The 11727-nt window shown below is 36.3% G+C and carries 14 protein-coding genes and 1 pseudogene; 10 read left to right on the top strand and 5 right to left on the bottom strand.

The features are described 5' to 3' along the window. A pseudogene (locus tag V7161_RS26540) lies at positions 1 to 152 on the top strand (AraC family transcriptional regulator); the annotation flags it as partial. A 231-nt stretch (positions 153 to 383) separates the two neighbouring features. Here V7161_RS26540 and V7161_RS26535 read toward each other — a convergent pair. The 3 genes from V7161_RS26535 to V7161_RS26525 form a co-directional block, all read right to left on the bottom strand. Then, a complete protein-coding gene (locus V7161_RS26535; protein WP_420491674.1) occupies positions 384 to 1550 on the bottom strand; it encodes an MFS transporter in 1167 nt (388 codons plus the stop codon). A gap of 537 nt (positions 1551 to 2087) precedes the next feature. Further along, positions 2088 to 2606 (bottom strand): GNAT family N-acetyltransferase, encoded by a 519-nt coding sequence (locus V7161_RS26530; protein WP_335715800.1) that lies wholly within the window; start codon positions 2604 to 2606, stop codon positions 2088 to 2090. A gap of 24 nt (positions 2607 to 2630) precedes the next feature. Continuing rightward, positions 2631 to 3083, bottom strand: a complete 453-nt coding sequence (locus tag V7161_RS26525) for a MarR family winged helix-turn-helix transcriptional regulator (RefSeq protein WP_223594611.1) — start codon at positions 3081 to 3083, stop codon at positions 2631 to 2633. Positions 3084 to 3263: 180 nt separating this feature from the next. On the opposite strand from V7161_RS26525, the gene V7161_RS26520 reads away from it, so the two are divergent. The 5 genes from V7161_RS26520 to V7161_RS26500 all read left to right on the top strand — a co-directional run bounded on the left by V7161_RS26520 (position 3264) and on the right by V7161_RS26500 (position 6406). Beyond that, a complete protein-coding gene (locus V7161_RS26520; protein WP_335715799.1) occupies positions 3264 to 4349 on the top strand; it encodes a right-handed parallel beta-helix repeat-containing protein in 1086 nt (361 codons plus the stop codon). A gap of 130 nt (positions 4350 to 4479) precedes the next feature. Next, on the top strand, positions 4480 to 4932 hold the full coding sequence (locus V7161_RS26515) for a C40 family peptidase (RefSeq protein ID WP_289988611.1): 453 nt from the start codon (positions 4480 to 4482) through the stop codon (positions 4930 to 4932). A 129-nt stretch (positions 4933 to 5061) separates the two neighbouring features. Continuing rightward, on the top strand, positions 5062 to 5349 hold the full coding sequence (locus V7161_RS26510; RefSeq protein WP_335715798.1) for a hypothetical protein: 288 nt from the start codon (positions 5062 to 5064) through the stop codon (positions 5347 to 5349). Positions 5350 to 5448: 99 nt separating this feature from the next. Next, positions 5449 to 5832: a YkvA family protein gene (locus V7161_RS26505; RefSeq protein WP_335715797.1), complete on the top strand. Its 384-nt coding sequence runs from the start codon at positions 5449 to 5451 to the stop codon at positions 5830 to 5832. Positions 5833 to 5887: 55 nt separating this feature from the next. Continuing rightward, entirely contained in the window at positions 5888 to 6406 is a 519-nt protein-coding gene (locus tag V7161_RS26500; protein ID WP_420491673.1) for a nucleotidyltransferase family protein, read from the top strand. Between the two features lie 74 nt (positions 6407 to 6480). On the opposite strand, the gene V7161_RS26495 is transcribed toward V7161_RS26500, so the two are convergent. Together V7161_RS26495 and V7161_RS26490 are read right to left on the bottom strand one after the other, a co-directional pair. Then, complete coding sequence (locus tag V7161_RS26495; protein WP_438825808.1) at positions 6481 to 6831, bottom strand: CBO0543 family protein; 351 nt, start codon at positions 6829 to 6831, stop codon at positions 6481 to 6483. 168 nt (positions 6832 to 6999) lie between these two features. After that, positions 7000 to 8004, bottom strand: coding sequence for a DUF3231 family protein (locus tag V7161_RS26490; protein WP_335715795.1), 1005 nt, complete (start codon positions 8002 to 8004; stop codon positions 7000 to 7002). A 174-nt stretch (positions 8005 to 8178) separates the two neighbouring features. Here V7161_RS26490 and V7161_RS26485 point away from each other — a divergent pair, with 174 nt between their 5' ends. The 4 genes from V7161_RS26485 to V7161_RS26470 all read left to right on the top strand — a co-directional run bounded on the left by V7161_RS26485 (position 8179) and on the right by V7161_RS26470 (position 11695). Next, positions 8179 to 9120, top strand: coding sequence for a hypothetical protein (locus tag V7161_RS26485; RefSeq protein ID WP_335715794.1), 942 nt, complete (start codon positions 8179 to 8181; stop codon positions 9118 to 9120). Between the two features lie 158 nt (positions 9121 to 9278). Then, on the top strand, positions 9279 to 9500 hold the full coding sequence (locus V7161_RS26480) for a FeoA family protein (protein ID WP_289988616.1): 222 nt from the start codon (positions 9279 to 9281) through the stop codon (positions 9498 to 9500). Positions 9501 to 9503: 3 nt separating this feature from the next. Next, the gene (gene feoB, locus V7161_RS26475; protein ID WP_335715793.1) at positions 9504 to 11513 is read left to right on the top strand and encodes a ferrous iron transport protein B; all 2010 of its coding nucleotides are present in this window, start codon (positions 9504 to 9506) and stop codon (positions 11511 to 11513) included. 17 nt (positions 11514 to 11530) lie between these two features. Then, on the top strand, positions 11531 to 11695 hold the full coding sequence (locus tag V7161_RS26470; protein ID WP_335715792.1) for a FeoB-associated Cys-rich membrane protein: 165 nt from the start codon (positions 11531 to 11533) through the stop codon (positions 11693 to 11695). Positions 11696 to 11727 lie beyond the last annotated feature (32 nt).

Here is an 11727-nt window from a genome sequence, read left to right as displayed (position 1 = left end):
AGATAGAACGTGCAAAGCAATTAATAGAAAAAAACGGAGATTTATATTCGGTAGTAGCTGATTGCGGTTTTGTTGATTTATCCCATTTAAATAAACATTTTAAAAGTGTATATGGTACAACAGCATTTGAATATATGTCATCTTTAAATTGAGGAGGATTTTGTTTAGTCTTTGAAATAGAGGGGAAATAACTTATGAAAAAATCCAGTATCATTTTTTTTGAAAGGAAATTTCCAAGTGCAAATATCAACACTGCTCTTTAACAGAACCAAAAATATAGAACAAAAAATAAAAGCGTGGATAAAATCCACGCTTTTAAAATTAGGAATCTGATCTGAGGGTTCTCTAAATGTGTGATAAATATTTTTAAAGAACGTAATATTTCATTGATTTTCCAACCTATCATTAGGCAAAAAGAAGGCAAGAATGGAACCAGCTAATGGCAGTAGGGAAAGGATCGTAAAAACGGTAGCTACGCCAAAGACATCTGAAATGCCACCCATGAAGACAGAACCAATCCCACCAGCTCCTACACCGAATCCAATCGAAAGACCAGAAGCCAACCCAATATTTTTAGGTAACATGTGTTGCATATAAACAACACTTACTGAAAAAGAGGAAAGAACGCAAAATCCGAAAAATAACAAATCTATAATGGAAAATACCCCATGTAAATAGGGAAAAATAATGGCAAAAGGCGTAGCAAGTAACATAGAGGTGACAAGTAAACGTTTCATCCCTATTTTGTCCGACCAAATCCCACCAATAAAAGTACCAAGTGCTCCTGCGCCAACAAAGACAAAACTAAGTATTTCGGACTGTTGGATGGATAAATCATGCAAATAGAAAGGCAAAAAGATGACAACCCCTATTTGGCACCATGAACGTAAAATGATGACGCCACAAAGTATGGTTGCTCCCATTATATTGTTGGTTCCTTTTAATTCCTTTTTACGAATAACATTGGATGACTGTAATTTTTGTCCTAACCATGGAAGTATTTGTCCAGTCAAAAAGATAGAAAGGATGGCGACAGGGATGAGCCAAAGGAGTCCGTGGATTCCCGAATGTGTGACATAAATGGAAACCAACAAAGGACCGAAGGCTTGTCCAGAATTACCTCCTACTTGAAAAATGGCTTGAGCCAATCCCTTTTTAGAACCGGCAGCAAGATGAGTTCCACGAGAAGCTTCGGGATGAAAGGCACCGGAACCAAGTCCTGAAATAGAAATAAAAAATAGCAGCCATGTAAGTGATGGTGCAAGACCAGTTAAGGCTAGACCCATAATGGAACAAAAAACGCCTGCTGGAAACAACCAAACTCTAGGTTTTCGATCCGCTAACATTCCGAAAAGAGGCTGTGATACGGATGATGTTAAATACGACAGTAAAACCACTAAAGTAGACTGGGTATAATTCAAATGAAAAAAATTTTTGTATAATACCACTAAAGCTGGAACCATTCCTGTAGTCACTAAATCATTCAAAAAGTGTGCTCCAGAGAAAGTATAAACAGCTCGACGAAAAAGAGGTTCTTCATTTTTGATCATTGGTTGGGGCGCTGTTGCCAACGTAAACATCTCCTCTTGATGTAAATAGTTTAATTTATATAAGAAATAAGTTATTTCATTGTACCACGAGAAGTGCCGCTACAGCTCCCTGATTAAAGTCTGAAATAAAGATAGAAGGTCATTTCCTTCGACATTCTTCTAACGTATTTTGAGAGAAGAAGTGAGTATGGATGCGGGTAGAAGTACAAGTCAATTAAACGTCTGATTAAAGGCGAAGAATCGGGAATCTTATTGAATTCTGTCATTTTTTTATAAATTAGTCTTTTTTACAAGGTTGATGCGGTTTTTTCTGGTATTTCTTAAACATTTTTCGATAGGTTTTCATTGCTTAAAGCCCTCTATACCGCGGGTATTCATGGTTTTAATCAAACGATTAATTAATATAGCACACAAGGAATTTCCCCGAAAATAATCGATTGGTGTGGAAAAACGAATGGCTTAGGATGGAGATAATTGAGTTTGAAAATATCCAATCTGAACAAGAGCTACCAATATGGCAGCTCTTGTTCCGTTCCTTTATACGAGTGTTTTGGTCATGATAAAGTCTATTTGTTCATCATCGCCCATATAAAAAGAGTGGGCTCCCGTTTGAACAAACCCCATTTTTTTATAAAAAGCAATCGCATTTTCATTATTTTCCCATACGCCTAGCCAGATTTTCTTTTTATTACCTTCTATCGCAATTTCCACAGCTTTATTAAACAGATATTTACCGAGCCCGTGCTTTTGAAATTCCTTCTTTACATAAATCCTCTCGACTTCTAGTGACTCCTCACCCATTTCTTCAGACTGAGCATCATTGGTATTGACCTTTAAATATCCAGCAACTTCATTATCATAATAAACAAAAAAGAATTGCGAAGAATTATTGGATAATTCTTTTTCTAATTGTGGTAAGTTAAAGGCCTTTTCCAAATAGGCATTCATATTTTCAGCTGAATTCTGCTCCTTAAATGTCTCATAAAATGTTTCAGAACTAATTTCTTGCAACTTGCGTGAATCTTCAAGGGTACACTGTTTTACATTTATAGTCATTTATAGTTGTCGCTCCTCTATAGATCAATAATTTCTCTTGTTTCCCTTTTTTACATATTCCCAGTCTTTTTCTATATTCTTTCTTACTTTTTGAAGAAGATTGAAAATGGATTCTATTTCCCCTTCGGATAATCCCTCTAAGGCCACGATATTGGAGTAATCATTTTCTCTTTTAATAAATGGATAAACATGTTTCCCTTTCTCTGTTGGAAAGAGCTTGTTAATTTTTTTGTTATGTTGATCGTCTTTCTTTTCAATAAAGCCATTCATTTCAAGTTTTTTTACAGCACGAGCGGCTGTTGTTCGATCTACTTTTATCATCTCAGCTAACTTTTCTTGAATGATTCCTGGGTTTTCACAGATTCGCACCAAGTACAAATACTGCCCTTTTGTCAGGTCATATTCTTTAAATTCTATATTACTTATTGAATCTAGAGCCCTTGCGATCATTCCAATTTCACGGAGAATTTCCTTCATAAGTAACTCCTTTTTTCGAAATATATGTTGCAAATGCAATAAAATGGGCATGTATTAAATGTAACCTAACTTTGTTGTATTTGCAACAAAAAATAATGATTCCTTTTAAACCCTTGTACCTTTCAAATTGCAATGGACATGCATACCAATAGCATTAACTAATTTGGGAGGTACAGATACATGAGTATAATCGTGGTTCCTAGAGATTTTCCTACGATTCAAGCAGCGATAACAGCAGCACAGCCAGGTGATTTAGTCCTTATAAAAAAAGGAACGTACCATGAAAGTGTAAACGTATTTAATAGAGGTTTAGCGATTATCGGGGAGAGAGGAGCCACTCTTGATGGAAATCATTTATTGCCTTTTGGATTTAGAGTGGGCCAATCCTCCGCAAACTTAGCCTCTGGTATTGAAATAAAAGGTTTTACTATCCAAAATTACATTCAGAGTGGAATATCAATAGAATTTTGCGATTTTGCTTATTGCTTAGAGAATGTGATTAGGAATATCAAAAATGATGGTATCTTCATTAACCAAAGCGTTGTCTTTACGAATGGTGCTACACACTTATTTAAAAAAAATAAAATAACGAATATTGGTCAAAACGGAATCAATATTACGGATCCTAACATCAATGTCATGATTCAAAATGAGATAAAAGACGTTGGAAAGAATGGCATAAATATAAATGTTACTCAATCTACTATTCCAGCTAATCCTTTCAATTCTATCATTCAAAATAAGATACAAAAGGCAGGACAAAATGGAATTGTTTCAGCCGAGCAGGCTTTTTCGGGGTTAATATTGCAAAATGAAATTCAGCATACTGGCAGTGATGGAATATCTCTAAATAATGGAACCATGTCCATCATTGAAAATAATATTACAAGATCAAAAGGGAATGGAATAAAAGTAAATAATCCTTTTAGCTCGCTTTATCAGTTGAATATAAGTTTTTGGAACGCAGAAAGTGGCATTTCGATTATTTCTCCAGCCAATGTTCCAACTCAAGGATTTAATTATATTGAAGAAAATCGTACCTCGAATAATGAGAAAGATGGAATTCATGTTAATCAAAACAACAATTTTATCATTAGGAATAGAGCGAATGAAAACGATAATGATGGAATTGCTTTAGACTCCAATGATAATGAAGTTGTTGAGAATTTTGCTTGCAATAATGGGAATCAGGACATCGAAAATAATGGCACGGGGAATTCATTGTTTAGGAATAAGGATTGTGAGCAGGATGAAAGCAGTAGTTAGCAAAAAGGATATAATTGCACTGAAATTATATTAGAATAACTTTGTAATGAAATTATCATCTTGTTGTGATGGGTCTGTCATACCTTTCTAGTATAGTGAACGTATCAACTCACACTAGGAGGTAACAACCATGCTAAAGAAATTCATCGTAGCCTTTACTATTTTAGCTTCTTGTGGCTCTTTGTTCGCCGCCAAGGGTGAAAAAGCGGAAGCAGCATATAATTATCATACAGCAGCGATTTCGATTGCGAAATCGAATATTGGAGTTCCATACCGATGGGGCGGAATGTCGCCAAGCGGTTTTGACTGTTCAGGTCTTGTAAAGTATTCTTACGGAAAAGCAGGAAGAACCCTAAATCGCACGGCAGCCCAAATGTACTATGGAAACGGATATCGACCATCTAATTTGCAAATAGGCGATTTACTATTCTATGGACCAACCAAAGCAAGTGCCCCAACCCATGTTGCCATCTATATCGGATACGGAAAAATGATTATGGCATCATCCTCAAAAGGGGTCATTATCACCTACACAAGCAACCCATATTGGCATGCTAGATATATTGGAGTAAAGCGAGTATAAAGGAAGACCATCGGTGACGATGGTCTTTTTTTTCATTTAAGCTGAAAAGTTGAAGGTAAATAGAGGAAGGAATTACATAATATCTACAGAAATATAATGTTAAAAATGAAAAGTTCAGGGAGGCCAGAAATGGAGATATATATTGCGATTGGGTTGATCGCTTTAGTAATCATACTTACTTCAATCATTCGAACCTTCTTATATAGGAACTGGAAATTAATCTACACTGCTTTTGGCAATGAGGAATACTTCAGGATAATTGCAAAATTAAAAACGGAAGGAATAAAGTATAAAACGGTAACGCCATACAGCTTTGATAATCGAACTAACCAATTTAAGGATAATACGCAATATGATATCTATGTAAAAAAAGAGGAAGAACATTTAGCCGTTAAATCGTTGCAAAAAAGAAATTAATTAAGCGTGGCGCAGGCTGCCAATATGGCGCCTTTTCTTTTTTACATAACGGGAATGTAGTTATAATAAAATCAAGAAATTACGGTTACGGGTGATTAGATGTTTAATAAGATCAAGATTTGGGCGAGAAATTTAAAAAAACAGATATTCATTCTGTACTATGCTTGTAAAGATAAACGAGTACCTTGGTATGCTAAATTGTTTACTGCATGTGTTGTAGCTTATGCGTTCAGTCCGATTGACCTCATTCCAGATTTTATCCCTATTCTGGGCTACCTGGATGATGTCATTCTTCTTCCGTTAGGGATTTGGCTTGCGTTAAAGATGATACCTAAGAATGTCTTGTCTGACTGTGAAGCTAAGGCAGAAGAAAGGATGAAAGGCACGAAACCAAAGAATTGGATTGCCGGTTCCATAATTGTTTTGATTTGGGGTGTAATGATTGTGTTGGTGATAATAAAAATCTTTGATTTTAAGGAGTAATATTTCAGTGAAAAATGAAGAACAAATTCTTTCGCTTATTAAGGAAGATTTATCGATGATGGAAATATTAAAATCAGCAAGTTCATTGAACTTGCCCGATTGGTGGGTTTGTGCCGGCTTTGTTCGTTCAAAAATATGGGACACACTACATGATTTCTGTGAAAGAACACCGATCCCAGATATTGATGTCATTTATTTCGAACCAAGTAATATCGATGAATTCGAGGAAAAGAAACTGGAAGAAAAACTTAAATCCCTTAATCCCACCATTCCCTGGTCGGTAAAAAATGAAGCAAGAATGCACATTAAAAGCAATTTGCCACCCTATACTTCTTCTGTGGATGCCATATCTAAGTTTCCAGAAACAGCGACAGCTCTAGGCGTAAAATTAGATGAAAGGGGAAATGTGATATTAGCTGCCCCCTGGGGAATTAGAGATGTAATCAATCTAGAAGTAAGGCCGACTCCTTTTTTTACAGAGACAAAAGAAAGAATGGAGATTTACGAAGACCGCATTGCCAAAAAGAATTGGAAATCGAATTGGAGTAAATTAAAAGTTTTTCATATGAACTAGTTTTATCCTATGCAGAGTAAAATCCCTAACTATATTTACGGCGATGCTATAAAAGAACTCAGAAACAATGAAGGTCATCCTCTTTGTCTCTGAGCAGCTGTTCTAATTAATGTCATTAGAAATCTCACGAATAGGAACGTAAAGGCGATTGAAAAAAAGCTATGTACAGAGGNNTGTTCAACCACAGCAGAAGGAAGACTAAATAATAAACACTTAAAAAGTATCCCTTTAACATTTGAATCCTTAGTAATTTGGTTGAAATAAATACAAGTGATAGGAAAAAGTAAATAACTAAACAAAGCACTTATGTCGAAGATTTTAAATAAATTAACTGGGTATCTAAAATAACCTTTTTTTACAAGAATATTGTCTAAAATCGAAGCAATGTAACTCTTTAACAAAAAAATGATAATCCATTCTTTCATCGGCGGCTTTCTAATTAGATTAAAAAAGGCACCGATGCCAAGGATAAATAGGATCCTTAATGTGTTCTTTTCAAACTTATTACCCATGTTCCTCCTCCTTTTTTAGTCTCCATTAGTTTGTCATAAGAGTAGGAACAATATTTAATCCCAAAATTTTATCTTTTCGTATTAATTCGCTAGTTTATCACGGTCTACAGCTAGGGGAGGTTCCTCCAGCCAGCCATTATCAATCATTATTTTGGCTCCGTCTTCAGCAAAAGAAGCGATTTCTGCGGATAAGCGAACGTAATCGAGAGCCAAGTCTTTTCTTGCACTAGTTGCCATACTTGTTCCATATAATCCTATACTTAATGCAGATAAAGTAGTGGCCATAAACATCATCATTTTATCTGAAATGGGAGCCGCTTTTGAGTCCGTTACTTCAGTATCAAAAGACATTAGAACAGGTAAATGATCTTTTTCTAACACGGAACCAAATACTTTGGAATGTTTCAAAGCAATTTCCTTTCCCCTTACCATAAATTTCTTTACTTCTTTTGACTGAGCAACCTGACTCCATGCCATCATTACTGCATGACCCAAAGTGTTTTTTTGTAAGTTTGCAAACAAATTTGTAATTTCAATGGCTGTTAAGGGTCTTTTATTCCCTAATAATCCTGACATAAAATTTGGACTTTTAACAAAGTGCACCTCATTTGATGGAACTAAATAAGGAGACCGAATGTATAAGCCTTTTGATAACAAAAGATTTTTCGAATTCGTATCAAATTCATTCAGTTCCTTAACGCATTCAGCAAAATACTCATCAATATCTGAACGAACAGCAAATGTTTTGGCAATAGCATAAAAACTAAATGCCATTACAGTCATATTATGAACTAAATGCATCATGAAACTATCTGAAAATAATCTTGGAGCGGCCATATTTACATCTTCTTCTACATTAAAACCACAGGGTATTGGATACCCCTCTTTTTGAAAAAACGCTGACAATTTGTCTAAATGAGTTTCCGCTAATTCTAATCCATGTTGAATAACCGAGCGTATTTGATGATCTTCCACTGTTTCTAAGAAGTATGTAAACAAACATTTACACATGCTGGAGTTCATATAGGCGGACCATATTTGTGCAACTTCAGCAGCGGTCAATTTAGTGATGTGTTCCGATTCCATTAACACGTGCCCCTTTGGAATAATTTTCGATTTTAATCCCTAATCTACAATGCACACTTTGTAAGAATTCTGTGATTTCCGTAAAATCCCTTTCAGCTAACTTGAGATTATTTTATGGTATTAACTATGAAGTATACTATTGAAGAATGCTTTACTTTAAAAGGGGAGAAATAAATGGATAGATTTTTTTCACTGTGTCTTCAAGGTGATATAAATGCAGCAATGGAATACCTAAATTCCATTCAGCCAAAAACAAAAGAAATTGAAAAATTACAGCAGATGTATATAGAGCGATTTTTTTCTCAAAAATCAGAGGAAAATATTTTGACGGATGATAGTTGGATTAGAGATGTAGTATCAGCTTATCATGATTATTTTCGAACAGTATTAACAAATGCAGACGTGATAAATGATGCTGAGTTAAATCTGAATAACAGTTTAAGAAGGTATTTACAAATTGAGGCTCCTTTAAACATCGATGAAACTGAAAATGAGTTGGCTAAAATTTTTAATGAAAAAGGTTATTCATTCTTGGGTGGAGTGACTCCTCCATTTAGAGGGGCATATATTTGGAACTGTACGGAAACAGTTCATTTTAATGTTGAAATACCTCAGCAATCAATTCCAGTATCTGTACATCTGATGTCAGATTTTATACTTGAAGGCTGGATGGGTTACGCAACTTTTAACAATAGATCTGTTGGTGGATGGGCAAACGAAGATGGTTTGTATTGTAATATAAAACGTTATAAAGACTTAGATGACGACCAATTTCAGGTATCCTATTTAAAACACGAAGCGCAGCATTTATATGATTACAAATACTTTCCTGGTTTGAAGTCCTATGAATTAGAATATCGGGCAAAACTAGTAGAACTTATTTATTCCAAAAACCATTTAATTCTAGAGAAATTCCTGAACGATGCAAAAAATGACCCTGATTTTCCCCATCCGTATGCTTCTTTCAACATAATTAAGAATTTGTCTTCTAGCCTTTTTAATAAAGATTATGAGCCTAACATTAATGTATGGTTAGAAAAAGATTATAAAAAAATATCTTCCACAGCTCTGAAACTTTTGGAGAAGAATTCGAGTGAAATAGGAATAGAAAGCTAAAGAAAAAGCCAGTCTCTGCACGAAGGGGGACTGGCTTTTTTGCCTAATGGAAGACCAAAAAATTTCACATAAATTTCATATCTATCTTTGTTAGATGTGATATAATTTAATGAGAATAATTATCATTATTAGTTGTGTTAACACTAGGAGGCTTTGCGGTGAATCTAACGGATTTAAAGCAAGGAACAAAAGCGATTGTATCAGATATTTCAAAAATAAATGATTTAGTTCAACAACGTTTAATCGATATGGGTCTCGTCGAAGGAGTTGAAGTCTGTTTAAAACGGACAATGCCTTTTGGCGGGCCTGTAATGGTTGAAGTATGTGGACAATGTCTCAGTCTACGCCGTAGAGAAGCATCATGTATAGGAGTGAGATAACGAATGTCTCAGTTTGCCTTATTTGGAAATCCTAACACAGGGAAAACATCACTTTTTAATAATTTAACAGGCTCCTATGAATATGTGGGAAACTGGAGCGGTGTAACCGTTGAAAAAAAGGTTGGCAAGCTTCGGAACCAAAACGGGCTGCTAATCGATTTGCCTGGAGTATATTCCTTAAATCCACTTTCCAGGGATGAAGAAGTGGTGACGGAGTTTCTATTAACAGAGGAATTCGAAAAAATATTGAATATTGTAGATGCTTCCCAGCTAAAACGAAATCTGCAGCTAACCATTCAATTAATCGAATTTGGCAAGCCTCTATTAGTGGGTCTCAATATGATCGATGTCGCCAAAACGAGAGGCATGAGAATAGATGAGAAGAAACTAGAAGACTTATTAGGTGTCAGCATTGTTCCGATTATTGCCAGGTCCGGTAAGGGCTGTGACCTACTATCGAAGGAACTGATTACCAATCCGAAAAAGGAAATCCAGACCCCTGCTTTCAATGTGGATTATGGATTCTTAGAAAAAGCAATCGAACAAATCATCAACATTCTTCCAAACGATTCAATCTTGAATAGAAGATGGATGGCGATTCAATTTTTAGAAGGAAATAAACGAGTAAAAACATATTTTGATCAACATATCGAAAATAAAGATAAGCTTGATCAAATAAAGAGGGAGACAGAAGAAGACCTCGTAAAGCTTGGTCTTGCACCCTCTATTAGACAATATATCTACAATGTTCGTGACCAAAAGGTTACCAGTATTTTAGACCAAGTCACAACGGTTACCTCGTTAAATAAAACAACGGCGACGGAATTCATTGATCGCATCGTCACAAACAAATTCCTTGGCCTGCCAATATTCCTAGCGTTTATGTATGTGATGTTCATGCTGACATTTGATTGGCTAGGCACACCGCTGGCGGATCTATTAGACGGCTTTTTCTCTGGTCCGTTGTCAGAGGGGCTGGCTAAAGGACTGACCGCCATTGGCGCTTCTAGTTTTATTAAGGATTTGGTACTGGATGGAATTGTCGCAGGGGTTGGCGGGGTGCTCGTATTTGTCCCGCAAATCTTTATCATGTTTTTCTTTATCTCATTCCTTGAGGATTCCGGCTATATGGCCAGGGTTGCCATGGTGATGGACCGCGTAATGGAATCGATCGGTCTTAACGGGAAAGCGTTCATCCCAATGATTATCGGCTTCGGATGCAATGTTCCCGGTGTAATGGCAGCGCGGACCATCGAACAGCCGAAGGAAAGATTGTTAACGATATTATTGACGCCATTAATGTCGTGCTCCGCACGTCTTCCGGTATATGCTTTATTCGTTGGTGCCTTCTTTGTAAAATATCAAGCGTTAGTGGTTTTATCACTATATGTCCTTGGTATTGTTGTAGCCATGATCGTGGCGCGAGTGTTTTCCTTTTTATTGTTAAAAGGAGAAAAAAGTGTGTTTGTGATTGAGCTTCCTCCATACCGGGTTCCTCAAGCGTTAACCTTATGGAGAAGTACATGGGAAAAAGGGAAAGGCTTTATCCGAAAAGCGGGAACGTTTATTTTTGGAGGATCCGTTTTCATTTGGCTGCTGACCTATGCAGGTCCGCATGGATTAAATGTGGAAATGGACGATAGCTTCCTTGCCATGATTGGCGGTGTCTTGGCGCCAATTTTTCAACCATTAGGGTTTGGAACCTGGCAAGCGGGCGCTTCCTTGTTAACTGGCTTTCTAGCAAAAGAAGTGGTCGTGGCTACCATGAATATTATCTATCAGGTTCCGAATGCAACGTCGCTTCAAGGCGTATTAAGCACTCATTATTCAGCACTTTCTGCCTTAAGCTTCATGGCGTTTGTCCTGTTATATGTACCATGCTTAGCGACAGTAGCGACGATTAGAAAAGAAACGGCGTCTAAAAAGTGGACTTATATTTCCATTATCTATGCCTTGCTCATTGCCTATTTCATTTCGATATTAATCTATCAAATTGGTGGTCTATTCTTTTAAGAAAGAAGGCTTGATACATGTTCGTAAATATATTGATTGGCCTCGTTATATTTGGATATGCAGGCTGGATGATGGCCCGTCATATTAAAAAAAGCAAGCAAGGGAAATGTGCGGCTTGTGAGCTGAATAAATCCTGCAGCAGTACTTGCTCCATTCCAGATTCACCAACTGTTTCGAAGTAAAGACCGTGTAAAAGTCAGGCTCCATGGTTGGT

The organism is Neobacillus drentensis, from assembly GCF_036965425.1.
In the GTDB taxonomy this organism is placed as follows: domain Bacteria; phylum Bacillota; class Bacilli; order Bacillales; family Cytobacillaceae; genus Neobacillus; species Neobacillus drentensis_F.
Note: the sequence above shows the minus strand (reverse complement) of the source record. Positions and strands in the feature narration are given on the sequence as shown.

What these genes read in the sequence shown, in the direction of transcription:
- V7161_RS26535 (WP_420491674.1), bottom strand. Translation starts at nt 1,550, where the DNA reads ATGATCAAAAATGAAGAACCTCTTTTTCGTCGAGCTGTTTATACTTTC.
- V7161_RS26530 (WP_335715800.1), bottom strand. Translation starts at nt 2,606, where the DNA reads ATGACTATAAATGTAAAACAGTGTACCCTTGAAGATTCACGCAAGTTG.
- V7161_RS26525 (WP_223594611.1), bottom strand. Translation starts at nt 3,083, where the DNA reads ATGAAGGAAATTCTCCGTGAAATTGGAATGATCGCAAGGGCTCTAGAT.
- V7161_RS26520 (WP_335715799.1), top strand. Translation starts at nt 3,264, where the DNA reads ATGAGTATAATCGTGGTTCCTAGAGATTTTCCTACGATTCAAGCAGCG.
- V7161_RS26515 (WP_289988611.1), top strand. Translation starts at nt 4,480, where the DNA reads ATGCTAAAGAAATTCATCGTAGCCTTTACTATTTTAGCTTCTTGTGGC.
- V7161_RS26510 (WP_335715798.1), top strand. Translation starts at nt 5,062, where the DNA reads ATGGAGATATATATTGCGATTGGGTTGATCGCTTTAGTAATCATACTT.
- V7161_RS26505 (WP_335715797.1), top strand. Translation starts at nt 5,449, where the DNA reads ATGTTTAATAAGATCAAGATTTGGGCGAGAAATTTAAAAAAACAGATA.
- V7161_RS26500 (WP_420491673.1), top strand. Translation starts at nt 5,888, where the DNA reads ATGATGGAAATATTAAAATCAGCAAGTTCATTGAACTTGCCCGATTGG.
- V7161_RS26490 (WP_335715795.1), bottom strand. Translation starts at nt 8,004, where the DNA reads ATGGAATCGGAACACATCACTAAATTGACCGCTGCTGAAGTTGCACAA.
- V7161_RS26485 (WP_335715794.1), top strand. Translation starts at nt 8,179, where the DNA reads ATGGATAGATTTTTTTCACTGTGTCTTCAAGGTGATATAAATGCAGCA.
- feoB (WP_335715793.1), top strand. Translation starts at nt 9,504, where the DNA reads ATGTCTCAGTTTGCCTTATTTGGAAATCCTAACACAGGGAAAACATCA.
- V7161_RS26470 (WP_335715792.1), top strand. Translation starts at nt 11,531, where the DNA reads ATGTTCGTAAATATATTGATTGGCCTCGTTATATTTGGATATGCAGGC.